The sequence below is a fragment of the Rhizobium sp. BR 250 genome, assembly GCF_047445855.1.
Classification (GTDB): Bacteria; Pseudomonadota; Alphaproteobacteria; order Rhizobiales; family Rhizobiaceae; genus Agrobacterium; species Agrobacterium tumefaciens_I.
In genome coordinates this window covers 253,421-277,597 of record NZ_JARWKW010000004.1, presented here as the reverse complement: position 1 = coordinate 277,597, position 24,177 = coordinate 253,421, and the positions used below count along the sequence as shown (strand labels likewise).

At 61.4% G+C, this 24,177-nt stretch carries 22 protein-coding genes; 10 read left to right on the top strand and 12 right to left on the bottom strand.

The window, feature by feature from the left end; translation table 11 throughout:
* Window positions 1-8: 8 nt before the first annotated feature.
* Window positions 9-974, bottom strand: a complete 966-nt coding sequence (locus tag QD336_RS08700) for an MBL fold metallo-hydrolase (RefSeq protein WP_499170256.1) — start codon at window positions 972-974, stop codon at window positions 9-11.
* A gap of 87 nt (window positions 975-1,061) precedes the next feature.
* On the opposite strand from QD336_RS08700, the gene QD336_RS08695 reads away from it, so the two are divergent.
* Window positions 1,062-2,015, top strand: coding sequence for a LysR family transcriptional regulator (locus tag QD336_RS08695; RefSeq protein WP_269340496.1), 954 nt, complete (start codon window positions 1,062-1,064; stop codon window positions 2,013-2,015).
* A gap of 67 nt (window positions 2,016-2,082) precedes the next feature.
* Here QD336_RS08695 and QD336_RS08690 read toward each other — a convergent pair whose 3' ends face one another.
* From QD336_RS08690 to QD336_RS08670, 5 genes are all read right to left on the bottom strand, one after another.
* The gene (locus QD336_RS08690; RefSeq protein ID WP_499170255.1) at window positions 2,083-2,496 is read right to left on the bottom strand and encodes a GNAT family N-acetyltransferase; all 414 of its coding nucleotides are present in this window, start codon (window positions 2,494-2,496) and stop codon (window positions 2,083-2,085) included.
* 90 nt (window positions 2,497-2,586) lie between these two features.
* Window positions 2,587-4,671 (bottom strand): hypothetical protein, encoded by a 2,085-nt coding sequence (locus QD336_RS08685; protein WP_499170254.1) that lies wholly within the window; start codon window positions 4,669-4,671, stop codon window positions 2,587-2,589.
* Between the two features lies 1 nt (window position 4,672).
* Window positions 4,673-7,483: a DUF4159 domain-containing protein gene (locus tag QD336_RS08680; RefSeq protein WP_499170252.1), complete on the bottom strand. Its 2,811-nt coding sequence runs from the start codon at window positions 7,481-7,483 to the stop codon at window positions 4,673-4,675.
* Window positions 7,480-8,394 carry a DUF58 domain-containing protein gene (locus tag QD336_RS08675; protein WP_269340500.1) on the bottom strand — a complete coding sequence of 305 codons (915 nt, stop codon included), beginning with the start codon at window positions 8,392-8,394 and terminating at the stop codon, window positions 7,480-7,482. The genes QD336_RS08680 and QD336_RS08675 overlap by 4 nt, the downstream gene beginning before the upstream one ends.
* 37 nt (window positions 8,395-8,431) lie before the next feature.
* Complete coding sequence (locus tag QD336_RS08670; RefSeq protein WP_269340501.1) at window positions 8,432-9,442, bottom strand: AAA family ATPase; 1,011 nt, start codon at window positions 9,440-9,442, stop codon at window positions 8,432-8,434.
* Window positions 9,443-9,617: 175 nt separating this feature from the next.
* Between QD336_RS08670 and QD336_RS08665 the strand changes: the two genes are divergently transcribed.
* From QD336_RS08665 to QD336_RS08655, 3 genes are read left to right on the top strand one after another with little or no spacing between them, the layout of a single operon-like run.
* Window positions 9,618-10,247 carry a DUF1285 domain-containing protein gene (locus tag QD336_RS08665; protein ID WP_269340502.1) on the top strand — a complete coding sequence of 210 codons (630 nt, stop codon included), beginning with the start codon at window positions 9,618-9,620 and terminating at the stop codon, window positions 10,245-10,247.
* Entirely contained in the window at window positions 10,244-10,882 is a 639-nt protein-coding gene (locus QD336_RS08660) for an NUDIX hydrolase (protein ID WP_269340503.1), read from the top strand. The genes QD336_RS08665 and QD336_RS08660 overlap by 4 nt, the downstream gene beginning before the upstream one ends.
* Window positions 10,879-12,135, top strand: coding sequence for a CCA tRNA nucleotidyltransferase (locus QD336_RS08655; RefSeq protein WP_499170251.1), 1,257 nt, complete (start codon window positions 10,879-10,881; stop codon window positions 12,133-12,135). The genes QD336_RS08660 and QD336_RS08655 overlap by 4 nt, the downstream gene beginning before the upstream one ends.
* Before the next feature lie 26 nt (window positions 12,136-12,161).
* Here the strand turns inward: QD336_RS08655 and QD336_RS08650 are convergent, their stop codons facing one another.
* From QD336_RS08650 to hemF, 3 genes are all read right to left on the bottom strand, one after another.
* Complete coding sequence (locus QD336_RS08650; RefSeq protein ID WP_004442982.1) at window positions 12,162-12,347, bottom strand: DUF1059 domain-containing protein; 186 nt, start codon at window positions 12,345-12,347, stop codon at window positions 12,162-12,164.
* A gap of 106 nt (window positions 12,348-12,453) precedes the next feature.
* A complete protein-coding gene (locus QD336_RS08645; RefSeq protein ID WP_269340505.1) occupies window positions 12,454-12,720 on the bottom strand; it encodes a hypothetical protein in 267 nt (88 codons plus the stop codon).
* A 121-nt stretch (window positions 12,721-12,841) separates the two neighbouring features.
* Window positions 12,842-13,753, bottom strand: a complete 912-nt coding sequence (hemF, locus tag QD336_RS08640; protein ID WP_499170250.1) for an oxygen-dependent coproporphyrinogen oxidase — start codon at window positions 13,751-13,753, stop codon at window positions 12,842-12,844.
* 131 nt (window positions 13,754-13,884) lie between these two features.
* Between hemF and QD336_RS08635 the strand changes: the two genes are divergently transcribed.
* Window positions 13,885-14,160, top strand: a complete 276-nt coding sequence (locus QD336_RS08635) for a hypothetical protein (protein ID WP_080790104.1) — start codon at window positions 13,885-13,887, stop codon at window positions 14,158-14,160.
* A 7-nt stretch (window positions 14,161-14,167) separates the two neighbouring features.
* On the opposite strand, the gene QD336_RS08630 is transcribed toward QD336_RS08635, so the two are convergent.
* Both QD336_RS08630 and QD336_RS08625 read right to left on the bottom strand, forming a co-directional pair.
* Entirely contained in the window at window positions 14,168-15,820 is a 1,653-nt protein-coding gene (locus QD336_RS08630) for a Na/Pi cotransporter family protein (protein WP_499170248.1), read from the bottom strand.
* Window positions 15,821-15,993: 173 nt separating this feature from the next.
* The gene (locus QD336_RS08625; protein ID WP_499170247.1) at window positions 15,994-16,479 is read right to left on the bottom strand and encodes a tRNA (cytidine(34)-2'-O)-methyltransferase; all 486 of its coding nucleotides are present in this window, start codon (window positions 16,477-16,479) and stop codon (window positions 15,994-15,996) included.
* Between the two features lie 236 nt (window positions 16,480-16,715).
* Here QD336_RS08625 and QD336_RS08620 point away from each other — a divergent pair, with 236 nt between their 5' ends.
* The 4 genes from QD336_RS08620 (at window position 16,716) to QD336_RS08605 (ending at window position 22,339) form a co-directional block, all read left to right on the top strand.
* Window positions 16,716-17,591 (top strand): phosphodiesterase, encoded by an 876-nt coding sequence (locus QD336_RS08620; RefSeq protein WP_499170245.1) that lies wholly within the window; start codon window positions 16,716-16,718, stop codon window positions 17,589-17,591.
* A 382-nt stretch (window positions 17,592-17,973) separates the two neighbouring features.
* On the top strand, window positions 17,974-19,824 hold the full coding sequence (locus QD336_RS08615; protein ID WP_269340512.1) for an ABC transporter ATP-binding protein: 1,851 nt from the start codon (window positions 17,974-17,976) through the stop codon (window positions 19,822-19,824).
* A gap of 128 nt (window positions 19,825-19,952) precedes the next feature.
* Complete coding sequence (locus QD336_RS08610; RefSeq protein ID WP_499170243.1) at window positions 19,953-20,384, top strand: GNAT family N-acetyltransferase; 432 nt, start codon at window positions 19,953-19,955, stop codon at window positions 20,382-20,384.
* An 86-nt stretch (window positions 20,385-20,470) separates the two neighbouring features.
* Window positions 20,471-22,339, top strand: a complete 1,869-nt coding sequence (locus QD336_RS08605) for an ABC transporter ATP-binding protein (protein WP_499170241.1) — start codon at window positions 20,471-20,473, stop codon at window positions 22,337-22,339.
* A 9-nt stretch (window positions 22,340-22,348) separates the two neighbouring features.
* On the opposite strand, the gene QD336_RS08600 is transcribed toward QD336_RS08605, so the two are convergent.
* Window positions 22,349-23,281 (bottom strand): endonuclease/exonuclease/phosphatase family protein, encoded by a 933-nt coding sequence (locus QD336_RS08600; RefSeq protein WP_499170240.1) that lies wholly within the window; start codon window positions 23,279-23,281, stop codon window positions 22,349-22,351.
* Window positions 23,282-23,590: 309 nt separating this feature from the next.
* Here QD336_RS08600 and petA point away from each other — a divergent pair, with 309 nt between their 5' ends.
* The gene (petA, locus tag QD336_RS08595) at window positions 23,591-24,169 is read left to right on the top strand and encodes a ubiquinol-cytochrome c reductase iron-sulfur subunit (protein ID WP_269340517.1); all 579 of its coding nucleotides are present in this window, start codon (window positions 23,591-23,593) and stop codon (window positions 24,167-24,169) included.
* Window positions 24,170-24,177: the final 8 nt, after the last annotated feature.

Sequence of the window (24,177 nt, the reverse complement as noted above, 5' to 3'; positions counted from 1 at the left end):
TTCTTGCCTTATAGTGCCGTATAGTTGACCGGCAGCCAATCGTAGTTGGTGCTGTCGGTACGCACATGGCCGATGCCGGGGAAGGCGATGTGCGCGCCGGCCACCAGATATTTGCCTTCAACCGCCTGCCGGAATGCCAGGTCACGCGCGACGATGGCGGCCTTCTGGTCGACGTCGAATTCGATGGCGACATTCGGCTCGTCGAACTGGAGGATATCGCCATGGGTGATATCGCCCCAGAAGACGATCTTCTGGCCTTCGCTTTCCAGAACGACAGCGCTGTGGCCGGGCGTGTGACCGGCATAAAGGATGGAGCCGAGGCCGGGAACCGGCGCGGCATTGTCGCCGAAGGTCTCGAATTTGCCGGCATCGACATAGGGCTGGATGCTTTCCTTCGCTTCGGCATAACCCTTCTTCAAGGCTTCCGGCGCGGTCTTGGCTTTCGCGTCATCAAGCCAGAAGGCGGCCTCGCGCGCATTGACCCTGAGCGTCGCATTGGTGAAGACGCGCTTGCCATGCGCCGATAGCCCGCCGGAATGGTCCGTATGGATGTGGGTGAGGATGATGTCGTCTATCTCGCTGGCCTTGTAGCCGGAGGCCTCGATATTGGCGACAAGCCGGCCAAGGCTCGGACCGAGATAGGTGCCGGTGCCGGCATCGATCAGCACCAGCCTGTCTTCGGTGTTGACGAGAAAGGCATTGACCGAAGTGGGCGTCTCTTCCGGCAGGAAGGCATCCTGCAGCACCTTCGCCGCGTGGTCCGGCGTGGTGTTGGTGTAGATTTTGGCGAGCGGCAGCGCGATGACGCCGTCCGAAAGGGCGGTGACTTCCACCTTGCCGACCATCAGCCGGTAAAAGCCGGGTGCCTGTGTGGCGGCAAGGGGCGCCCTGGCGAATGCGACGCTGGGCGCAACGAACGGTGCGGCGATGATGGCGCTGGCGGCACCCTTGAGAAGTGAACGGCGTGATGGCATGGGGAGCTCCTGAGTTCGAGGAAAGTCTTGAAAGTTTCCGCACTCCAGCTAAGTGTAGGCGAGCCAGCAATCAAATCGATGTGACTTATGCAAACTATCGATCATTTCAATCTCCGCTCTTTCGACCTTAATCTTCTCATAGCCTTTGACGCGATGATGGAGGAGATGAGCGTCACGCGGGCAGCACGACGGCTGAAAATCCAGCAGCCGGCCATGAGCCACAATATCTCCACCCTGCGCACCCTGTTTCAGGATGAGCTTTTCATTCGCGTAGGGCAGGAGATGAAACCGACGGCGCGGGCGCTCAATCTCGCCGGGCCGGTAAGGCAGGCACTCAGGCAGGCGCAGGCGGCGGTGCTGACGGCGGATGTGTTCGATCCGGCGACGGAGCGCCGCACCTTCCGGCTGGGCATGTCGAGTGAGGTGGAATTGCTGCTATTGCCGGATCTGACGGCGCGGCTGCGCGAGATCGCACCCGGCATCCGTATTCTCGCCCGCAGCGGGCAGGAGCAGGAAATCACCGCGATGCTGGATACGGGCGTGATCGACATGGCTGTCGGGTGCACCTATTCGAAAGAGCAACGCCACCATTGCGAACCGCTCTACTCCTCCAGCGTGCTTTGCTGTTTCAATCCGGCCTTGCTCGATCTGCCCAATCCGGTGGGACTTGAAACCTACATGGAGGCCAAACATGCCGTCATATCGCAGACGGACAGCCTGCATGGCTGCATCAAGGATGCGCTGGAACTGAGCGGTATCGAGATCGATGTTGTCGCGGCGGCGCCGGATTTCCTCTCGGTTCTGGCAACGGCGCGATCCTCGGCGGTGCTGGCCACCGTGTCCTCCCGCATCGCGCTGCGTTATGCGCCGATGCTGGGCCTGGAAATAAGTCCCGTGCCCGTAACGCTGAAATTCCCGCCCGTCGCCATGGTCTGGTCATTGCAGACCGATGCGGATGCCGGCGCCGTGTGGCTTCGCCAGCAAATCCGCGAGGCCATGGGCCGGACGGTCGATTGCGGGGTGTCAGGTATTGCCGCCTGAGGCGCTTCCGTATTTTCGGCCGGAAAACCGGTCTCCGCCTTTGCCGGAAGTGCACCGGATGTGAATTCTAGAAGCGTTTCTCAAGCCAGGTGATCGACTGGCCGGTGGAAAGCGGCGCGAGCGAGCCGATCTTCGTGAAACCGAAGCGTTCGTAGGTTCTCAGGGCATCCGGGTTCATCGTGTCGATATAAGCACCCATGCAGCTGCGTTTTTTCGCTTCCTCCTCCGCCATGGCCAGCAGCTTTGGGCCGATGCCCTGGCCGCGCATGGTTTCCGGTATGAAAAGAAGCTGCACGTAAAGCCAGCCGCGGGCGGTATATCCCACCAGACCGCCGGTGACGGTGTTGTCGTCGTCACGGATGGTGATGTTGAGTTCGCGTTTGTCGCTTTCGCCGAAACGGGCGAGATTATAGGCCACCAGCGGATCGCGGATCGCCTTTTCAACTTCCGCATCCGCGACATCGCTCAAAACGAAATTCATGCTTTTTTCCCCGGCACGCCGAGCGGCGGCCATTTCTCGTTTTCCAATCCGAGACGTGGAAAACCCCGTGCCTTCGCCAAGGAAGGCTCCTTACCTGCCCTCACGCCACCAGAGCGCGGAGAAGGCGAGCAGCAGGGCGGCAAGCCCGGCAAAACCGGCAAAGAGCGGCAGGGTGTTGACGCCTTTCAGCACCGTCTCGTCGGTCATGCGTATCAGCATGCGATCCTCGTCGGCAACCCTGATATCGCCGCGCACCGGCAATATATCGGGCAGCGCGATCCGGCCGGAATTATCCGCAACCCGGTGCACGCTGCCCTTGGTGGTATCGGCCAGCGGTTTCAGCGTTTCGGTCGTTGAAATCATTGCCTTGAATTCCGGCGCGTCCACCGCGCCGACATGGACGAGGGTGGTGAAATCGCCATTCTTGATTTCGAACAGGCCGGTTTCATCCATGCGGCGTTCGATCCTGTAAAGACCCGGCTCCGTATTGGTGAAAGCCATGTTCTCTGTCTTGCCGGAAGGGAAACGCACGCTCGCCTGACCGGGATCGTCGCCGATGGTCTGGCGGGTGATTTGCAATGTGCGGCCGTTGGCCCGCGCCGTCAGTGCCTCTTCCTCGAGTTCGGGCTCCTTCATCAGCCAGTGGGCGATGCGGCGGTAAAGCGCCACATGCGGGCCACCGCCTTCAAAACCGCGCGCCCAGAGCCAGCCCTGATCAGACAGCAGCATGGCGACACGGCCTTCGCCCTGGCGGTTCAGCACCAGCAGAGGATCCTGCCCGTCGCCCAGCATCACGGTCTGGCCCTGCGGTGGGTCGACGCTGATGGTGCGGAACCAGCGGCCCCATTGCGGCGGCTCGTTGCCGGAGCCATCGAGGCCACGGGTGACGGGGTGTTTTTTGCCCGCTTCCGAAAGGCGCGGATAAAAGGCGGCCTGATGCACCTGGCCGGTCGGCTGCGCCGGCAGCACGGAGGCGAGCGGCGTCATGGCGATCGAATCCTGTCCAGCATGTTCCGGCCCGGCGGCGATCAGGAGCGCGCCGCCCTTTTCGACATATTGGGCGATGTAATCGTAATAAAGGATCGGCAACACGCCGCGATGCTGGTAGCGGTCGAAAATGATGAGGTCGAAATCGTTGATCTTTTCCACGAACAATTCGCGGGTGGGGAAGGCGATCAGCGAGAGTTCGTTGATCGGCGTGCCATCCTGTTTTTCCGGCGGGCGCAGAATGGTGAAATGCACCAGATCGACCGAGGCGTCGGATTTCAGGAGGTTGCGCCAGGCGCGTTCGCCGGCATGCGGCTCGCCGGAGACGAGCAGCACGCGCAGGTTCTGGCGGATGCCTTCGATCAGGTGAACAGCACGGTTGTTGGCGGCCGTCACTTCGCCCGGAAGCTCTGCGACGGAAAATTCCATGACATTGTTGCCGCCGCGCGGAACCTTGAAGTTGAACGGCGTCGGCTGGCCGGGTGTGGCCTGCAAGGTGGCGATTTCCTCGCCATTCATCTTCACCGTCACTTCCGCCGAACCACCGCCTGCGGGGCGGCCATCATCGAAGACGCGCAGCGTCAGCTGCTGTTCTTCATTGACGATGCCGAAGCGCGGGGCGCGGACGATCTCGATACGGCGGTCGAATTCATCGGCCTTGCCGGTGATCAGCCCGTGTACGGGGGCGCGGAAACCGAGCGCCTGTTCGGCATTGGGCAGGGCATTCGGGATATCGTGAATCTGGCCATCACTGAGGAAGATCGCGCCGCCGACGCGCGACGGCGAGACATCCGAAACGGCGGAGGAAAGCGCCGAGAAAAGTTGCGTCGAGGGCGAATCGCTTTCACCATTGTCGCGCACTTCGACGATGCGCGGCTCGATGCGCGGGAAGCGGGAAAGCCGATCCTTCAGGGTTTCCAGCGCCGTATCGGTCATTTGCGGCCGGTCCTGCACGTCCTGGCTCTGCGAGCGGTCGACGATGACGGGCACGATGGTGGAGAGCGGCTCGCGTTCCTCCTGCGTCAGAAGCGGATTGGCGATGGCTGCAAGCAAGGCGGCAAGCGCCAGCCCGCGCAACCATGCGCCACGCACGCCACGCCACAGGCCGATGAAGGAGAGGGCAAGCGCTGCAACGGCCAGAATGGCGATCACGATCCACGGCAGGAAGGGGGCGAAGGTCAATGTCATGTCACTGCCCCAACCGTTCGAGAAGTGCGGGAACGTGGACCTGATCGGCCTTGTAGTTGCCGGTCAGCATATACATCATGATGTTGACGCCGGAGCGGAAGGCGTGTTCGCGCTGCATCTCGTCCGGCGGCACGGTGGGCAGAACCGGCGCGCCCTGCGCGTCCACCGCCCAGGCGCCGGCAAAGTCATTGCCGGTTATCATGATCGGCGTCACGCCATCGCCGGAGGAGGAGAGGCCCGAGGTGGTCTTGGCCGCGCCCTGGCGCGATTCCACCCAGAGCGGCGAACCGTTGTAACGGCCGGGGAAATTGGTGAGCAGGTAGAAGGATCGCGTCAGAACGTGGTCCTCCGGCACGGGCTCCAAGGGTGGAATGTCGATATTGGCGAGGATCGCCTGCAGGCGTTCGCCATTGGCGCTGGTCGCGCCATTGTCGAGCGAGGAAAACTGGTCGCGCGTATCGAAGAGCACGGTGCCGCCGGCGCGCATATAGGCGTCGATACGCGAGATGGCGGCGCTCGACGGCATGGGGGCAGTCGCCGATACCGGCCAGTAGATGATCGGATAAAACGACAGCTCATCCTTGGAGATGTCGAGGCCGACCGGCTGACCGGGCTCCAGCGTCGTGCGCCAGGTGAGGAACTCGCTCAAACCCTGCAAACCCTGCTCGGAAATGCGGTCGACATCGTCTTCGCCGGTGCGCACATAAGCAAGGTGCGTCGTATCCAGCCGCTCGAAAATCTGCTCGTCGCCGGGCTTCGGATCGTCGGCGCGGGCGTCCGTCGGGGACATGGCGGCGAAAGCGCCGAGCGCCAGCAGCAGGGTGGCGGCTGTCGCGCTGCGGGCTTTCGGCAGGCGCGCGAAGGCGCCGCTCATGAAGAGCACGATCAGGCTGTCGGCGATCAGCATCAGGAAGGCGGCGATGAAGAGGGCCGGGCGCAGCGATTTCGCCGTTTCGCCGATCAGCGCTTCGCTGGTGGTGTTCACGCCTGCAAGCGAGGTATCGAGCGGGCGCAGCGTCGCGCCGGCCGGCAGAAGATTGAGAGCCACGAAACCATCCTCTGTGCCATAAAGGCCGGGGGGATTGTCGAAACCGGTGCGCGGCGGTTGGCCGGCACGCATTTCGAGCGGCCGGGCAGTGCCGACTTCAGCAGACAGCGCGCCTTCGGCTGTCAGCAGCCGGAAGGGTGGCAACGCGGCAGCGGGCGCATTGGCGGAGGCCGACGCGCCGCCGGCCTTCGACAGTTGCACGATACGGCGCAGCATATCGACGAAATGGCCGGAAATCGGCAGGTCGGACCAGCTCGCCTCGGCGCTGACATGGAAGAGCACGATGCGGCCCGCCTCGATCGTACGGGTGGTGACGAGCGGCGTGCCGTCAGCAAGGCTTGCCCAGGTGCGTTCGGCGAGATCCGGTGTCGGCTCGGCCAGAACCTGGCGTTTGACGAGAATACCATCGGCCTTCGGCATGCCGGCAAAGGCGCCGAAGCTTGGGAAATCCGCAAGTGGTTGCGGCTCGGCCCAGGAGAGCGCGCCGCCAAGCGCACGTTCGCCCTGCCTGAGCGTCACCGGCACCAGCGGATCGTCGGCAGGGGCCGCGGCAAGGCGGGGACCAGCAAAGCGGATCAGCGTGCCGCCACCGGCGAGCCAGCGTTGCAGCGGCTGATAGGTTTCTTGCGGCAGACGGCCGATATCGGCCATGACGATGACGGACGGGTTGGATTGCAGGATTTCCGGGATAGCCTGCGCCAGATCGGCCTGCCGCTGCGGGATGAGATCGGCAAAAGGCTGAAGTGCGCGGCTGATGTAATAAAGCGGCTGCAGCAGCGGCTGGAAGTCATTGCCGGTTTCGCCGGCCAGCAGGGCAACCCGGCGGCGGCGGAAACCATCATCGAGAAGGTGTACCGCACCCGCTGTCGAGACGCCTTCGAGGGAGAGGCGGGCGAAATCGTTACGCAGTTCGAAGGGCGCTTCCACGGTGGCCGTGGTTTCTGCCACGCCAGGCGCGAAGCTGGCGGTGCCATTGGCGAGGATGCGGCCCTGGCTATCCTGCGCATTGACGGTCAGCCGCTCGGCTTCCGCCGTATCGAGCCGCGACAGCGTGACGCTCATGGCATCGGCATTGTTGGTGGCGCCGGTAATGGCGGCAATCGCCTTGCCATCGCCCCTGACGATACGGAATTCGGCCGGGGACAGGCTGGCGAAGGTTCTCATCGCGCTTTCATCCTGCGCGGTCGCGATGCCATCGGCGATGTAGGCAAGCGTGCCGGGGGCCGCACCGTTCAGCGCTTCGGTGATGGCTTCCGCCGTGCGCACGCGGTCAGGAACCAGCGGTTTCGGCTTGGCGGCGGCAAGCTTGTCCAGCGCCACCGCCGTTGTTGCCGGCACGGCGTCATGTTCTGCATCGGCGGTGAAGCTGATGGAAACGGGGCGGTCGGCCCGTTCCGCATCGCCGATCAGGGCCTGCGCGGTTGCCACGCGTCTTTCCCAGTCGGGCGCGGAAGCCCAGCCATTGTCCACCACCAGCACCAGCGGGCCGCTGCCGGCAATGCTGTTGTTGCGCGGGTTCACCACCGGGTCTGCCAGCGCGAAAATCACGGCGGCGGCGAGCGCGATGCGCAGCAGGGTCAGCCACCACGGGCTTTTCGACGGCGTTTCCTCGCGCTTCAGCACCGTTGCCAATATCTTCAGCGGTGGAAAGACCTCCGCCTTGGGGCGCGGCGGTGTGAGCCGCAGCAGCCACCAGATGACGGGCAGCGCCAAAAGGCCGAAGAGGATGTAGGGGCTGGTGAAGACGAAAGGCAATGCACTCATCGACGGCCACCGCCTTGCGCGGGCGCGCCGGAAAGATACATGTGCATGGCGACGAGCGCCTCGGAAGCGAGATGATCGGTGCGGTGGAACACAAAATTCCAGCCGAGACGGCGCAGCGACGAGGACAGCGCCTCGCGCCTTGCGAGATAGGCGCGGGTATAATCCTCGCGAATGGTTTCGGCGCGGCCGGAAACGAGTTTTTCGCCGGTTTCCGGATCGGTGAATTCGGTACGGCCGGAATAGGGGAAGGTTTCTTCGGCCGGATCGGCGATTTCCACCACATGGCCGCGCAGGCCACGCCGGGCGAGCGGCGAAATCCGCTCCATCACGTTTTTCGCATCATCGAGAAAATCACCGATCAGAACGATGTCGCTCGCGCCGCGGATCATGCCCGTTTCCGGCATGCCTGTCGTCAGCGGCGCATGCATGATGGCGGCGGCCAGCCGTTCGGCGGCATTTCTGGCCGAGACCGGTTCCATGATGCCGGGGCAGCCGATGCGTTCACCCGAGCGTGCGAGGATTTCCGCCAGCGCCAGCATCAGCACCAGCGCCCGGCTTTCCTTGGAGACGGAGCCGAGGGTGGATTTGAACATCATCGACGGCGACATGTCGGCCCAGAGCCAGATGGTGTGGGCGGCTTCCCATTCCCGGTCGCGCACATAGGTATGGTCGTCGCGGGCCGAGCGCCGCCAGTCGATGCGCGACAGGCTTTCGCCTTCCGCATAGGGGCGGAACTGCCAGAAATTCTCGCCGATGCCGCGCTTGCGGCGGCCGTGCCAGCCCGCGGTGACGGTGTTGGCGATGCGCTTTGCCTCGACCATGCAGTCCGGCACCAGGGCGGCACGCTGGCGCGCGCGCGCCAGAACTTCGCTACCCGGCGTCTTGTCTACGATCTGGCCGATGGATGCCACAGGCACTCCTTTCGCGAAAGGTTAGGCTCGCGTCTTTTTAATTCTTCGCCTGCTCCACGAGGGCTGCGATGACATCGCGCACCGACATGCCTTCGGCGCGGGCCGCAAAGGTCAGCGCCATGCGGTGTTCCAGCACCGGTTCGGCCAGTGCATGGACATCGTCCAGCGACGGTGCGAGGCGGCCTTCGTAAAGCGCGCGGGCGCGGGCCGTCAGCATCAGCGACTGGCCGGCGCGCGGACCCGGGCCCCAGGCAACGTGCTTGTCGGTCAATTTGTTGCCATGGCCGGGGCGGGCGGAACGGACGAGCGACAGGATCGCATCCACCACCTTGTCGCTGACCGGCATCTGGCGGATGAGCGCCTGGATTTCCATCAGGCGCTCCGCATCGATCACGCCGCGTGCTTCGCCGGAGGCGGTGCCCGTCGTGTCGAGCAGGATCTGGCGTTCGGCGGCAAGCTCGGGATAGCCGACATCGACCTGCAGCAGGAAGCGGTCCAGCTGGGCTTCGGGCAGCGGATAGGTGCCTTCCTGTTCCAGCGGATTCTGGGTAGCGAGTACGTGGAAGGGTTTCGGCAGCTCATAGGTCTGGCCGGCCACGGTGATGTGGTATTCCTGCATGGCCTGCAACAGCGCGGACTGCGTGCGCGGGCTGGCGCGGTTGATTTCGTCGGCCATCAGCAGCTGGCCGAAAATCGGGCCCTTGATGAAACGGAAGGAACGGCGGCCGTTTTCATCCTGGTCCATGACTTCGGAACCGAGGATGTCCGAGGGCATCAGGTCCGGCGTGAACTGGATGCGGTTGGCATCAAGGCCGAGCACGGTGCCGAGCGTGGTGACGAGCTTGGTCTTGGCAAGACCGGGAACACCGACGAGCAAAGCATGGCCGCCGGAAAGGATGGCGAGAAGCGTGTTCTGCACCACTTTTTCCTGGCCGAAAATGACCTTGGAGACTTCCGTGCGGATGGCCGCAATGTCGGAAAGCGCCTTTTCGGCCGAGGCGACGATGGCCTTTTCATCGAGGGTTTCGCCGGTATTCATCACGCCCATGTCGCTCTCCTCATACCTTCGCCGCTGTCACAGTCGCATCCCGGTTTTGCTGGCAGTCGGCCGGGACGGATTTTGCGCTGCATATAGCTTATTGCTCTCTTGGCCGCTGACAAGCGCCATTCGAATGACTATGTCGTGACTTAGTATTTCCTTATCGGCAAAGCGAGACTCGAATATGGCAGCGGAGACGATAAATTCGGCGGGTGACGCGGCCGGGCTGGCGGCGATGATTTCCCGCGCCGCCGAACAGACCGGCGATGCCAAGCGCGGGCCGGCCCCGGTGGAGCGCTGGAATCCGCCCTTTTGCGGCGATCTCGACATGGAAATCCGTGCTGACGGCACCTGGTTCTACCTCGGCACGCCCATCGGCAGGGCACCTCTGGTGAGGCTGTTTTCCACCGTTCTGCGCAAGGATGAGGATGGGAAGACCTACCTCGTAACTCCTGTGGAAAAAGTCGGCATCCGCGTGGTGGATGCGCCTTTCGTGGCGGTGGAGATGAAGGCGACTGCGGGGGAGGAGGACGGCGAGCCTTTGCTCACCTTCCGCACCAATGTCGGCGATGTGGTGGAGGCGGGGCCGGAGCACCCGTTGCGCTTTGAAATTTTCGGTGAGAACCGCGAATTGAAGCCCTATATTCTGGTGCGCGGCCGGCTGGAGGCGCTCGTTTCGCGGGCGGTGATGTATGATCTTGTTGCGCTCGGCGAGGTGATCGACGTGGATGGCGTCGATATGTTCGCCCTGCGCTCGGGCGGGGTGATCTTTCCGGTCATGCCCGCCAATGAACTGGAACGGCTTTCGCAATGACGATGACGACAATGGGCCTCAAGGCTTTTACCGCTAGCGATTTCCGCCGCCGGGTGCTGCAGGAAGGCGAGGGCGTGGCCGAGCGGGAGCATGGCGACCATGTGCTCAATCCGGGCGTGGTGCTTTCCGGCAATGGCATCAAGCTCAAGGATGCCGCCGTGCTGGTGCCGGTGATCGACGATGGCGACGATGCGCGGGTGATCTTCACCCAGCGCACCTCCACCCTGCGCAAGCATTCCGGCCAGATTTCCTTTCCGGGCGGCGGCATCGATGCCGAGGACCGCACACCGGAGGAAGCGGCGCTGCGCGAGACGGAAGAGGAAATCGGGCTTTCGCGTTCTTTCGTTGAAACGGTCGGCCGCCTGCCGGATTATATTTCCGGAACGGGTTTTCGCATCAAACCGGTGCTGTCGGTCGTCCGCCCCGGCTTTGACCTGACGCTCAATCCGACGGAAGTGGATGAGGTTTTCGAAGTGCCGCTGTCCTTCCTGATGGACCCGGCCAATCACGGGCGCGGCAGCCGCATCTTTCAGGGGAAGGAGCGGTTTTTCTACGAAATGCCCTATGGCGAACGCTATATATGGGGCATTACGGCGGGCATCGTGCGGACGATTTACGAGAGGTTTTATTCATGAGCAGCCTTGCCGGGCGGGACTGGTTCGAAAAACCGGCGCTGAAGCGCATCTTCGCGCTTTTGAATGCCGATGGCGGCGAGGTGCGGATCGTTGGCGGCGCGGTGCGCAACGCACTGATGGACCTGCCGGTGGTCGATGTCGACATGGCAACGACGCTTACCCCTGATGTGGTGGTGGAGCGGGCCAAGGCGGCGGGTATCAAGGTTGTTCCGACCGGTATCGACCATGGCACCGTGACGCTGGTGATCGACGGCGAGGGTTACGAGGTGACGACGCTGCGGCGCGATGTCGAGACCAATGGCCGCCACGCACAGGTGGCCTTCGGCACCGACTGGCAGACCGATGCGGAACGGCGCGACCTCACCATCAACGCCCTTTATGCCGATGAGACGGGCGAAATCATCGATCTCATCAATGGGTTGCCCGATATTGAAACCGGAACCGTGCGCTTTATCGGTGATGCCGCGACGCGGATTTCGGAAGATTACCTGCGGATTCTCCGCTTTTTCCGCTTCTTCGCCCATTACGGTTCAGGCCGCCCGGATGCCGATGGCCTGAGGGCAAGCGCCCGCGCCAAGGACAAGCTGGCGACGCTTTCCGCCGAGCGGGTGTGGAGTGAGTTGAAGAAGCTGCTCTCCGCGCGTGATCCCTCGCGCGCTCTTCTGTGGATGCGGCAATCGGGTGTTCTTGCGGAAATTCTGCCCGAAACGGAGAAATGGGGTATCGACGCCATTCACGGGCTGGTGGCGGCTGAACAGGCGCTCGGCTGGGCGATAGACCCGATGCTGCGGCTTGCCGCCATCCTGCCGCCGGACCGGGACAGGCTCACGGCCCTTGCCGCACGGCTGAGGCTTTCGAAGGCCGAGGCGGGTTATCTGAGCCATTGGGCTTCAGCGCCCGCCGCCGATCCCGACATGAAGGAAACGGCGCTTGACCGGTTGCTTTACCGTCAGGGCGTTGAAGGTGTGAAGGCGCGGCTGAAACTCGCGCTTGCCGCCGCCCGTGCCGACCTTTCGGCTGGTGATATGGCCATGCAGAAGGTTGCGCGTTTTTCGACGCTGCTGGCGAGGGCGGAGAAATTCCAGAAGCCCGGATTCCCGCTGAACGGCGCCGATGTGATGGCCGCAGGTGTCCAGGCCGGTCCGAGAGTCGGCGAGGTGCTGAAAAGCCTCGAGGAAAAGTGGATCGACGTCAATTTCTCGCTCGACCGGGCAGCGCTGACCGCCCGGCTGAAAGATTTGCTCGAGAGTTGAGGCCGCACTGTCAGCGGCATTTCGGCCTAAGCCGCATTTGCCTCGTCGCGAATGCGGGCCTTGATGTTTTCGATCATGTTTTCGCGGATGACGGTTTCGCCATGGGCCGAGCGCATATGTTCGACGGTTCGGCGCACGACTTCCGCATCGTCGTCTGCGCGGGTGTGCCAGGCGCAGCCGGGCACGAGCGTTCCACATTCAAACAGTCTCATGGTCTTGCCTCCCTGTTCAAGCGGGGGACAGCATTGATGTGAATGCTGTCCCTCCGACAAGAAACGAAAGTTTGCCGCTTATGTTCCAGAGCGGCGTCCTTCAACCCTATTCGGGCATCGCCCAGCACTGGAAAACAGAGGATGTGCCGGCTGCCGGGATTTTTGTACGAGGCATTTCGTCATTGTCGGCGCGCTTCACCGTCTTGCCGGCCAGCGTGCGTTTTACCTGTTCGACATAAAAGGAATGCGGCAGTTCGCGATCGCCCGTAGCACGCATTTCCGTGGCCAGGCGGTCAATCAATTCCGGTGTATCGATGGATTGCTGCGCTCCCTCGGCGGAAGCAGAAATAGGCATGCTGTTCGAAGTAATCATGACGATAGCTCCTCCAGTACGTCTGCGGGAGGAGACTACCACTGCCTTGATTTTTCCATAAGTCCTAATTTGCGCTATTTGCGACAAATTGGCTGATGAGCGTCAAATTTGCGTGAGGTTTTTAAGGCCAGCGCACCACCGGCGGCAGCGACGACAGGATCGATTCGACATTGCCGCCCGTCTTCAGGCCGAAGATGGTGCCGCGATCGTATAGCAGGTTGAATTCCACATAGCGGCCGCGGCGGATAAGCTGCTCGTCGCGGTCCTCTTCCGTCCAGTTCTGATTGAAATTGGCGCGGACGATTTTCGGATAGACGAGATTGAAGGCTCGGCCGACATCCTGCACGAAGGTGAAATTGGCGTCCCAGCCGCCTTTCTCCTCGTCAGGGTGCAGCCAGTCGAAAAAGATGCCGCCGGTGCCGCGCGGCTCATCGCGGTGCTTCAGGAAAAAGTATTCGTCGCACCACGCCTTGTATCGCGGATAGTCAGCGACGGGGTGGCGGTTGCAGGTGATTTCGAAGGCGCGGTGGAACAGCTGGGTATCCGGGTCCTGCTGCGTCCGCCTGCGGCCCAGCACCGGCGTCAGATCCGCGCCGCCGCCGAACCAGTGGCTGGTGGTGACGACCATGCGGGTGTTCATATGCACGGCGGGCACATTGGGATTGACGGGATGGGCGATGAGCGAAAGGCCCGACGCCCAGAAACGTGGATCTTCTTCAGCACCCGGTATCTGCTTGCGAAATTCCGGCGAGAACTCTCCATAGACGGTGGAGGTGTGCACACCGACCTTCTCGAAGACGCGGCCTTCCATCATCGACATCTTGCCGCCGCCGCCCTCGCCATTGTCGCGCAGCCAGTCCTTCTGGGTGAAGCGGCCGGGCTCCTGATCTGACAGCGGGCCGGTGAGCTCGTTTTCGAGGGTTTCGAAAGAGGCGACGATGGTGTCGCGCAGATGCTGGAACCAGGCTTGGGCAGTGGCCTTCTTGTCTTCGATGTCCTCGGGCAAGCCCTTCGGCAAGATTGGCCGTTCCATATCTTCTCTCTCCTGCGGTGAAGTCTGTTCCCTGCCGCGTCTAGCAGGTGTTTGCGCCGCACACAAATTCGACTCGCCAAGGCGGCGCGCCGACACTATCTTTATAGGCATAGGTGCCAGAGGTGAATGTCATGACGAAATTTGCCGGACCGCCGCCGCTTGACGGGCTGAAGCGCAGGATCGCCAATCACCGCAGGGAACGCGAAAGCGCCGGCGGCGAACAAAAGCGTGACGGCATGTTCGTGCGCCAGACCTTCTGTCTCGGACGTGAAGAAGCCCGCGCCAAGGCGCGCGAATGGTTCGACAGCTTTCCCAAGGCCGCCTATTGGACGGAAGTGGAAAGCTGGCGGCAGCTCGAAGGCGACCGTATCGAATTCACCATGCGGCGGCTGCCTTCGGCCGATTGAAATAGAATCAGGCGCGCGGTTCGGCGTAACGCAGGCGGCTTTCGATCAGCACGCCGCTTTCATCCAGAATGGGATGCGCCACCGTCACGATATGGGCGTTGATGCGCTTCAGGTCGCGCAGCATGTCGAGATGCAGCGAACTGGTCTGCATGCTTTCCGCCAGCCCGTCACGCAGCCGCTCCAGATGGCGGTTGGAGGACTGTTTTTCGAGGCGGCGTATATCCACCTTACTTTCCATCAGCCGGCGGGCAAGCTCGAAATCGCCGGTCACCAGAATGCTCTGGGCGGCGCGCAGGTTCTCGATGGTCATGTCGAACAGGGTCTTCAGCTCCTCATAACCGTCATCGGAAAATTTGAAGCTGTTCAGCACCTTCTTGCGAATCTGCTCGCAGATACCCTTTTCGATGATATCGCCGATATGTTCGAGATTGATCGCATAGTCGATGATGGCGATCGAACGGCGCGCTTCTTCGTCGCTTAGCCCCTTGCGGCCGAGCTGGGAAAGATAGACCTTCACCTCCTGCTGATTGCGGTCGACCTTCTTTTCCAGCAGGGACACTTCCTGAAGCGGCGCCAGATCATTGTGTTTGAAGGCGTTTTCGGCGCGGATCAGCATCCGTTCGATGCTGTCGCCGACGCTCAGGACCTCGCGGGTCGCGTTGGCAAGCGCCACGACCGGCATGTCCAGCGCCTGCTGGTCGAGGAAATTCGGGCCGTCTTCGGCTTTGGCATCGCCCGGCACCAGCTTCGCCATCAAATCGGATATCAGGCCGGAGAAGGGCCAGGCGAGTGTCGCCAGAATAACATTGAAGATGAGATGCGCATCGACCGGCAGTTTGGCGGGCGAAAGCGGCAATTGCTGCAGATACACGGCACCATAGGAGGCGAGCGGCATGGCAATCAGGCAGCCGATGGTGCGCACGACAAGATTGCCGATGGTGATGCGCCGTGCCGAGGCGGGGCCGGAGAGCGTGGCGATGACGGGCGGAATGGCGCCGCCGAGATTGGCACCGAGAATGAGAACGATGATAAGTCCGGTGGACAAGGTGCCGGTGGCGGCGAGCGACAGGATGAGCACGACGACGGTGAGGCTGGACGATGAGACGAAAGCGAGCACGGCGGAAAAGATCAGTGCGACGGGCCATGCGCCGTCCAGCAGGCCAATGAAGACGCCCAGCGCCGGTGAGGCGCGCATCGGTTCGGTCGCGCCGCTCAAGAGATGCAGCGACAGAAGCATGAGGCCGATGCCGATCAGCGCCGTTCCGCTCCCCTGCCGGGCGTTGGAACTGCCTTTTTTAAGTATGATGCCCGCAAGGATCAGCAACGGTGACAACCATTCCACACCTGCGGCCACGATCCATGCGGTGACAGCCGTGCCGACATTGGCGCCGAGCAGCACCACCTGCGCCATGCGCGGCTTGATGAGGTCCCGTTCGGCGAAGGAGGCGACAGTAAGAGCCGTCGCCGTCGAACTTTGCAGGGCGACGGTGGCGAAGAAGCCGGAAAAGAAGGAGCGCGGTCCGTTCTGTGTGCCGGTGGCGAGCACGCTTCGGAGTTTCATGCCGAAGGCGCGGGTAACACCATCCTTCACCTGGGCAAGGCCAAAGAGCAGCAGCGCGACGGCGCCGAGAAGGTTGACGATGACAATGGTGGATTGCATGCGACGTCTCCTCACGCCCGCCGGCGCATGGTCCCGGCGAGAGCGATTTTTATTGTCCGGCTAATCAGTATAAGAGCGTGAACGCCTTCGGTACAGGCCGGGTTGCGACAGTTTCGCGGTAAAAACGGTCAATTTTCATGTTTGCCTGAAAAATTGGCTGCAAAGATGGCAGGTTAAGACCATGCCGTCTGGCGCAAGGCCTCGCCGGTGACCATCGCTGCCGACATTGCGACGTTGATCGAGCGCTGTCCGGCCACCATCGGGATGATGATTCGCTCATCCGCCTTGTCATGTACATGGTCCGGAACGCCGGCACTTTCCCTGCCAAAGAGCAGGATATCATCGGCGCGATAGGTGATGTTCGTATAGGGCAGGGCGGCCTTGGTGGAGGCGAGAACGAGGCGGCGGCCGGTGGTTGCCCGCCATTCCTCGAAACGGTCCCAGCTGACATGGCGCGTCAGCGCCGCCGCCGCGATATAATCCATGCCCGCCCGTTTGAGATTGCGGTCGGAAATATCGAAGCCGGCCGGCTCGATGATGTCGACACCAAGGCCGAGACAGGCGGCCAGCCGCAGGATGGTTCCCGTATTGCCGGGAATATCGGGCTGGTAGAGGGCGATCCGGATGTTGGACCCTGTTTCAGGCAAAATATCGGGCATGGTCTTCTCTTCGCATTCGGCAATGCCGGACCGATTATCACGGGTGAATGACCTGTGACAGATGCGGCTGGGAAAAGTCCTTTTTTAAGACAGTCCTCCGCCGGATATTCATTCGCATGACACATAGGCAGGGTACCCAATAACCAACCTATCGTCAGATAAATCCAAAGGTCTGGAAGCGCCGACGGGGCGGTTTCGGGCGGGATTTCTGTGCGGAGCAAAACAGGAAGCAAGCGATGTCCGAACGGGTGAATTTCGTCCATCTGACCGATCTGCATATCGGCAATCCGCAGGTGCAGGATGATGATCTTTATTCCGAGACCTCGGCCACGCTGTCCGAAACGCTGGCGCAGATCAAAGCGCTGGTGCCGCCGCCCGAATTCATCGTCGTCAGCGGTGATCTGACCAACCGTGGCGATGCCGGCAGCTATGAAGAACTCAAGCGGCTGATGGCCGAGGCCGAACTGGATGTGCCGGTGCTCTTCGCGCTCGGCAATCATGACCGCCGCGACGGGTTTTACCCGGTGATGCTCGGCCGCCATGAGGATCTGGACGAGCCCTATGACCATGCGGAAGTCGTTGCCGGCGTCCATGTCATCGTCATGGATACCAGCGTTCCGGGTAAGGTCGGCGGCGCTTTCGAACCCGGCCAGATCGAATGGCTCGAGGATGAACTCGAAAACCATCCTGATCTGCCGAAGCTTCTGGTGATGCACCATGCGCCGGCGCTCGATTTCGACCGTCCCGAGGCGGAGTGGGAATCCCTGTCCTTTGACGATACCGAAGCGCTGGACGAGGTGCTGTTCGAACATGATGTCATCGGCATTCTGGCGGGTCATATTCATTATGACCGCATGTCGCACTGGCAGGGCATTCCCGTGGTGGTCGGCATCGGCCAGCATTTTGCCACCGATCCGCTGTGGCTGCATGAGGGTGTGCGCATGTTGTCCGGTGCGTCTTTTGCTATCGGTACGATAAGGGATACGGGGCTAACCGTTACCTTCGCGCCGCAGCCCAGCGACCGCCGGGAATTGAAGCGCCACACGCAGGCCGGAATGGCCGAGTTGATCGCGGACTATGAAAGCGGGCAGGCGCAGGACGCAGCCGAATAAGGCTGTGCATCACGACCAGCTGCGGGCGGAAACCTTTGCGGGTAAATCCGCCCATTCTGTGCTACTCACCACAATCTTGAGTTTTCTCGCGCATCCCGTGTCTTTCCGACTGGTCAAGGTTTGATTTTTGCGCTACAAGGCCACATCTTCAACACCAGCTCAGGGAGGTTCTCATGGATAATGACATTCGCTTTCGCCTCCCGGCCCCAGTAGTGCCGCTGCTGGCCTAGGTGTTACTCCGCGGTTCGACCGCGTTTCCCATAGTTCGATTCGTCATGTGGCTGTTGCGGCCATGTTCAAAGACTTTTCCGTTCCGTCGTGAGCCATATTTGTGTCCGCTCACCATGTCACGATGGAGCGATTGATTGCCGGAGCTTGGCCTATGTTTGGCTGGTTTGAAAAACGCCTCGATCCTTTTCCCTCTTCGACGCCTTCCGTGCCACCGAAGACGCTTTTGCCGTTCCTTTGGCATTATGTGAAGCCCGCCTGGCCGTGGCTGCTGCTGCTTGGCCTGATGTCCATGGGCATCGCCATTGCGGAAGCCATGCTCTACAAATTCCTCGGCAATATCGTCGACTGGCTTTCCACGGCCAATCGCGAGACGTTTTTTGCCGATGAGGGCTGGCATCTGATCGTCATGGCGGGGCTGGTGCTGTTCCTGCTGCCGTTGATGGGTGCGATCCACACCATGACGATGCACCAGACGCTTGCCGGCAATTTCGGCATGATCGCGCGCTGGAAAATGCACCGCTTCCTGCTGCGCCATTCCATGAACTTCTTCGCCAACGAGTTTGCCGGCCGGGTTTCCACCAAGGTGATGCAGACGGCGCTGGCGATCCGCGAAGTGGCGCTGAAGGTGATCGACGTATTCGTCTATGCGATCAGCTTTGTCGTTTCGATGCTATTCATGGTCGCGGCGGCGGACTGGCGGCTGGTCATTCCGCTGCTCATCTGGCTCGGTATCTATATGGCGATCCTTGCCTATTTCGTGCCGAAACTCGGCCGGCTGGCGCAGGAGCAGGCCGATGCGCGCTCGATGATGACGGGCCGGATCGTCGACAGCTACACCAACATCTCGACGATCAAGCTGTTTTCCCATGCGGGTCGTGAGGAAAGATATGCGCGCGAGGGCATGAATGTGTTCCTCGGAACCGTTCACCGCCAGATGCGCAAGATTTCGGGCTTCAACATCTTGATAGACCTCAATAATGCCGTGGTGCTGTTTTCCACGGCGGCACTCGGTCTTTATTTCTGGATGCAGGGTTCGGTCACGGCCGGTTCGGTCGCCATCGCCATCAGCCTTGCCATGCGCGTCAACGGCATGTCGCAGTGGATCATGTGGGAAGTCACGTCGCTGTTCGAAAATATCGGCACGGTCTATGACGGTATGTCGATGATGACGAAGCCGCACGATATCGTCGACGTTCCGAAGGCGCCTGAGCTTGCAGCACCGCAGGGCGCCATCCGCTATGACAACGTCCGCTTCCACTATGGCAAGAACAAGGGCGTGATCGACGGGCTGACGCTCGACATCAAGCCGGGCGAGAAGGTCGGCCTTGTTGGCCGTTCCGGTGCGGGCAAGACGACGCTGATGAACCTGTTGCTGCGCTTCTATGATCTGGAAGGTGGCAGGATCACCATCGACGGGCAGGACATTTCCAAGGTGTCGCAGGACAGCCTGCGCGAACTGATCGGCGTCGTGACGCAGGATACCTCGCTTCTGCACCGTTCGATCCGCGACAACATCGCCTATGGCCACCCCGAGGCCACGGACGAGCAGGTGATCGCAGCGGCGAAGCGGGCAAACGCCTGGGACTTCATCGAAACGCTTGTCGACATGCATGGTCGCCAGGGTCTCGATGCCCAGGTGGGCGAACGTGGCGTGAAACTCTCCGGCGGCCAGCGCCAGCGTATTGCGATTGCCCGTGTCTTCCTCAAGAACGCGCCGATCCTGGTGCTGGACGAGGCGACCTCGGCGCTCGATAGCGAAGTCGAGGCGGCGATCCAGGAGAACCTGTTCTCGCTGATGGAAGGCAAGACGGTGATCGCCATCGCCCACCGCCTTTCGACACTAACCGAAATGGACCGGCTCATCATTCTCGACAAGGGCCGGATCGTGGAAGCGGGCAGCCACGCGGAACTGGTGGCAATGGGCGGCATTTATGCCGACCTGTGGCGGCGCCAGTCCGGTGGCTTCATCGCCGACCACGAGGCGGAAGTGGCTGCGGAATAAGGAAAGCGAGAGGGCGGGAGTGATCCCGCCCTTTTGTCAAAGGTCTCGGGCCTCTCCGCCGTGAGAAACCAGTCCTTGCGATCAAGGACTGATTGGTTGGATTTCGAAACCGGGGTGACGGAGTGCGAATGAGACAAACATCACAGCAAGGATCCATACCTCCCGATTACACGACCGAGTGGCGTGGAGCGTTCGGGAATGCCGAGGTCAACGCCCTTCATGCCGAGTGCTTCGAGCATCGAATCCTGGTTGATGACTGGTGGTCCCAGGTTAATCGCTTCAGTCTCGGCTGGGTGTGTAGTCGTCGTCTGGAGAAGCTGGTCGGGTTCGTTAACATCGCGTGGGATGGCGGTGTCCACGCATTTGTTCTGGATACGATGGTGTCGCCTGATCTCCAACGCCAGGGCATTGCAAAGGCCCTGATAGGGGAGGCGGTTAAACGGGCGAAAGACACCGGCTGCGAGTGGCTCCACGTCGATTTTGACCCGCACCTGCGGCGATTTTATTTCGAGGCTTGCGGATTCCGCCCCACCGACGCCGGGCTCATCGCTTTGACGTAGCAACATCCCGAACGTTACCGAAATATAATCTATCCCCGAAGCCGCTGCGGCTGTTCCCGAGGCGGGAATCCGCCTATATCCGGATCATGGTCATTACCCGCATCTTCGAGTATTTCGAGAACTGGATAAAGCCCTTCGCCCGCAAGGACGATTTGCGGCCGCCTGAAAGCACATTCGCTTTCATCTGGTTTTATATCTCGCAGGCCAAGGCGCCGTTTTTCGCGATGCTGGTGCTCGGCGGGCTGACGGCGGCCATCGAGGCGGCGCTGTTCTGGTTCGTCGGACGGCTGGTGGACATTCTCTCGACGGTGAAACCGGAAGAGGGCTGGGCGGGGCTGCTTGCGGCCCATGGCGGCGAACTCGTCGGCATGCTGGTGCTGATCGGCATTGTGCGTTTTATCGTCACCATGGTGACCGCGCTGGTGGATCAGCAGATCATTACGCCGGGTTTTTACAATCTGGTGCGCTGGCAATCCTATATGCATGTGGCGCGGCAATCGCTGACCTTCTTCCAGAATGATTTTTCTGGCCGCATCGTTACCAAGGTCTGGTCCGGCGGGCAGGCGGCGGGCGATCTTGTCACCTCGCTGATGGAAAGTGTCTGGTTCGTCGGTATCTACTCGGTTTCCATGCTGTTCCTGATCGGCGGGCTGGACTGGCGGCTTGCGGTTCTCGTCGTCGTCTGGGTGGCGATCTTCTCGCTGCTGGCGCGGTATTTCGTGCCGCGCATCCGTTACCATTCAAAGGAGACGGCGGAGGCCGCCTCGATGCTCTCCGGCCGCATGGTGGATGCCTATAGCAATATCCAGACGCTGCGGCTGTTTGGGCGAGACGATGCCAATGATCGTTACATGCGTCAGGGCTTCGATATTTTTCAGACCGCGACGATGACGTTTACGCGGTTCATCACCGGCGTGCGCGCCTCCATGGCGCTGCTATCCGGCGTGATGATCACTTCCATGGCGGCGCTCTGCATCGATCTGTGGCTATCAGGCAAGATCAGTTCCGGTGCGGTGGCTTTCACGCTGGCGCTGGTGCTGCGCCTCAACTTCCTGCTCGGGCGGTTGATGACGCAGTTCAACGGTATCATGCGCAATTTCGGCACGGTGCAGAATGCCGCCGAATTGATCTCGCAGCCGATCGGTCTCGTTGATACGCCCGACGCGGCGGTGCTTGAGGTCAAGAAGCCGAGCATCCGTTTTGAGAATGTCAGCTTCCATTATGGGCGGGCGAACGGCGTTATCGACAATCTCAACCTCGAAATCAGGGCGGGCGAGAAGGTCGGCATCGTCGGGCGTTCCGGCGCCGGCAAATCCACGCTCGTCAACCTGCTTTTGCGGTTTTACGATGTCGAGAAGGGCCGCATCCTGATCGATGGGCAGGATATCGCCAAAGTCACGCAGGAATCGCTGCGCGCCCATATCGGCATGGTCACGCAGGATACCTCGCTGCTGCACCGTTCCATTCGAGACAACATCATGTTCGGCCGCACGGATGCCACCGAAGCGCAATTGCAGGAGGCGACGCGCCGCGCCAAGGCGGATGATTTCATCACAAGGCTGGAGGACCAGCGCGGCCGCACGGGTTTTGACGCGCATGTGGGCGAACGCGGTGTTAAACTTTCCGGCGGCCAGCGCCAGCGCATCGCAATCGCCCGCGTGATGCTGAAGGACGCGCCGATCCTCGTGCTCGATGAGGCGACCTCGGCGCTCGATTCGGAGGTGGAGGCGGCGATCCAGAGCAATCTGGATGAACTGATGCAGGGCAAGACGGTGCTGGCCATCGCCCACCGCCTGTCGACCATCGCCGCTCTCGACCGGCTGATCGTGATGGATCAGGGCCGTATCGTCGAACAGGGCAGCCATTCCGAGCTGGTCTTGCGGGGCGGGCTTTATTCGGAGTTGTGGGCGCGGCAATCGGGCGGCTTCCTCGCCGCGGACGAGGCGGCGCAATAAGGCCTTCGATTATTTCCCGATCAAGAAATCCGCCATCAGCCCATAATGATTGGAGCCGAGGCTGTCCGGCAGGCGTGTGGTTTTCATCAGCGTCGCCGGTTCACGGGCGAAGATGTGGTCGATGGCGATGCCGAAGCGGCCGGCCTCCGTGGGCCATGTGGCGGGTTCCCAGCGTGGTTTCTTCAGGTCGTTGGCGGCGAGAAAGGCGCGCATGTCGGGGGCGATGCTGGCCGAATTGATGTCTCCGGCCAGAATGAGCGGCCCGGTGACGCGAAAGAGGATTTCGCTGACCTCATCCAGCTCGTCCCGGTGATAATCGTCGAAATAGGGCTTGGTGATATGGCCGGCGGCCAGTGTCAGCGTCGTTCCGTCGAGATCGATCTTGGCGAGAGCAAACCGGTCCCGGCGCAGATCGCTGAGGCTGTAGAACTGGCCTTCCAGCAATGGCCGTTTCGAAAGCATCAGCAGGTCACATCCCGGCGTTCCGGTAAAACAGCCGAGCCTGTAGGGATAGGTCTCCTGCAGACGCGGCAGAACCGATTGCAGCGCCGCCGCCTCGAAGAGATAGACCGCATCCGCGCCCGATTCGAGAATCTTATCGGCAATCGCATCCGCATTGGCGGCATTGTCCGTCAGCACGTTGAAGGACAATAGCCGGAAGGCTCTGGCGTCCGGCGCGGCGGTTGCGGATGTGGAAAATTCCAGAAGCATGGTGACGGCATGGATGGCGAGCGCAAGCGACCAGACCAGGAGGAGGGCCGAAACCGTATCACGTGTCAGCCAGAATATGAGGCATGACAGCAGGATGCAGACAAGGGCGATATGCAGCTGGAAGCTGGTGACGAAGGCGAGAAGCCAGAAATCGGTGACATAACGCAGGCTGGCGATGAAAAGAACGGCAGCCACCGCCGTGGAGACCATGCAAGAGAGCTTCGCCGTCATCCGAATCCCTGCTTTCCGAGCTCTCCCTTGATGTCTCCTAACATGGCGCATGAGGGCGCACAATGTTGCCCGCCTGCCAAGGGTGGCGAAAAAATGAGAAGCAAATCGGGCCCTTCCGTCAGAATTACGGCAGCTTTGTGTGCTTTGCTCTTGCCAAGTCAGTCAATATTTTGCGATCAAACAGATGACGCGGTTTCTGAAATGCCGCGAGAATGACCAAGGCGATGGGACGGAGTTTGTCTTGGATCAAATCATAGCGGGAGGACTCATGCGATTTACGGCAAAAACAGCGCAGAGGATGGTGTAGCGGTGAGCGAGCACGTAACCAATCACGACGCTTCGGGTGAACCGACCCGTCGCGATTTTCTTTATCTAGTGACGGGAATGGCGGGCGCCGTCGGTGCCGCCGCAGTTGCATGGCCTTTTATTGACCAGATGCGTCCCGATGCATCGACGCTGGCGCTCGCCTCCATCGAGGTGGATGTGGCGGCCGTCGAGCCGGGCATGTCGCTCACCGTCAAGTGGCGCGGCAAGCCGATTTTCATCCGCAACCGCACGGAAAAGGAAATCGAGGAAGCCAAGGCAGTTGCTCTCGGCGATCTGAAGGATCCCGTGGCGCGCAACGCCAACATCGCCGCCGACGCGCAGGCAACGGACATTGACCGCTCCGCCGGTCAGGGCAAGGAAAACTGGATCGTCATGGTCGGTTCCTGCACCCATCTCGGTTGCATTCCGCTCGGCCAGGCCGGCGATTTCGGCGGCTGGTTCTGTCCCTGCCATGGCTCGCACTACGATACGGCGGGCCGCATACGTAAGGGTCCGGCGCCGCAGAACCTCGCCATCCCGACATTTGCATTCACATCCGATACCGTGATCAAGATCGGATAAGGGGACAG

Excerpts from the sequence above, each read along its gene's own strand:
- QD336_RS08680 (WP_499170252.1), bottom strand. The coding sequence starts at position 7,483 with ATGAGTGCATTGCCTTTCGTCTTCACCAGCCCCTACATCCTCTTCGGC.
- QD336_RS08600 (WP_499170240.1), bottom strand. The coding sequence starts at position 23,281 with ATGACGGCGAAGCTCTCTTGCATGGTCTCCACGGCGGTGGCTGCCGTT.
- QD336_RS08645 (WP_269340505.1), bottom strand. The coding sequence starts at position 12,720 with ATGATTACTTCGAACAGCATGCCTATTTCTGCTTCCGCCGAGGGAGCG.
- hemF (WP_499170250.1), bottom strand. The coding sequence starts at position 13,753 with ATGGAACGGCCAATCTTGCCGAAGGGCTTGCCCGAGGACATCGAAGAC.
- QD336_RS08700 (WP_499170256.1), bottom strand. The coding sequence starts at position 974 with ATGCCATCACGCCGTTCACTTCTCAAGGGTGCCGCCAGCGCCATCATC.
- QD336_RS08655 (WP_499170251.1), top strand. The coding sequence starts at position 10,879 with ATGAGCAGCCTTGCCGGGCGGGACTGGTTCGAAAAACCGGCGCTGAAG.
- QD336_RS08625 (WP_499170247.1), bottom strand. The coding sequence starts at position 16,479 with ATGCCCGATATTTTGCCTGAAACAGGGTCCAACATCCGGATCGCCCTC.
- QD336_RS08665 (WP_269340502.1), top strand. The coding sequence starts at position 9,618 with ATGGCAGCGGAGACGATAAATTCGGCGGGTGACGCGGCCGGGCTGGCG.
- QD336_RS08650 (WP_004442982.1), bottom strand. The coding sequence starts at position 12,347 with ATGAGACTGTTTGAATGTGGAACGCTCGTGCCCGGCTGCGCCTGGCAC.
- QD336_RS08685 (WP_499170254.1), bottom strand. The coding sequence starts at position 4,671 with ATGACATTGACCTTCGCCCCCTTCCTGCCGTGGATCGTGATCGCCATT.
- QD336_RS08620 (WP_499170245.1), top strand. The coding sequence starts at position 16,716 with ATGTCCGAACGGGTGAATTTCGTCCATCTGACCGATCTGCATATCGGC.
- QD336_RS08635 (WP_080790104.1), top strand. The coding sequence starts at position 13,885 with ATGACGAAATTTGCCGGACCGCCGCCGCTTGACGGGCTGAAGCGCAGG.
- QD336_RS08605 (WP_499170241.1), top strand. The coding sequence starts at position 20,471 with ATGGTCATTACCCGCATCTTCGAGTATTTCGAGAACTGGATAAAGCCC.
- QD336_RS08690 (WP_499170255.1), bottom strand. The coding sequence starts at position 2,496 with ATGAATTTCGTTTTGAGCGATGTCGCGGATGCGGAAGTTGAAAAGGCG.
- QD336_RS08695 (WP_269340496.1), top strand. The coding sequence starts at position 1,062 with ATGCAAACTATCGATCATTTCAATCTCCGCTCTTTCGACCTTAATCTT.
- QD336_RS08670 (WP_269340501.1), bottom strand. The coding sequence starts at position 9,442 with ATGGGCGTGATGAATACCGGCGAAACCCTCGATGAAAAGGCCATCGTC.
- QD336_RS08615 (WP_269340512.1), top strand. The coding sequence starts at position 17,974 with ATGTTTGGCTGGTTTGAAAAACGCCTCGATCCTTTTCCCTCTTCGACG.
- QD336_RS08610 (WP_499170243.1), top strand. The coding sequence starts at position 19,953 with ATGAGACAAACATCACAGCAAGGATCCATACCTCCCGATTACACGACC.
- QD336_RS08630 (WP_499170248.1), bottom strand. The coding sequence starts at position 15,820 with ATGCAATCCACCATTGTCATCGTCAACCTTCTCGGCGCCGTCGCGCTG.
- QD336_RS08660 (WP_269340503.1), top strand. The coding sequence starts at position 10,244 with ATGACGATGACGACAATGGGCCTCAAGGCTTTTACCGCTAGCGATTTC.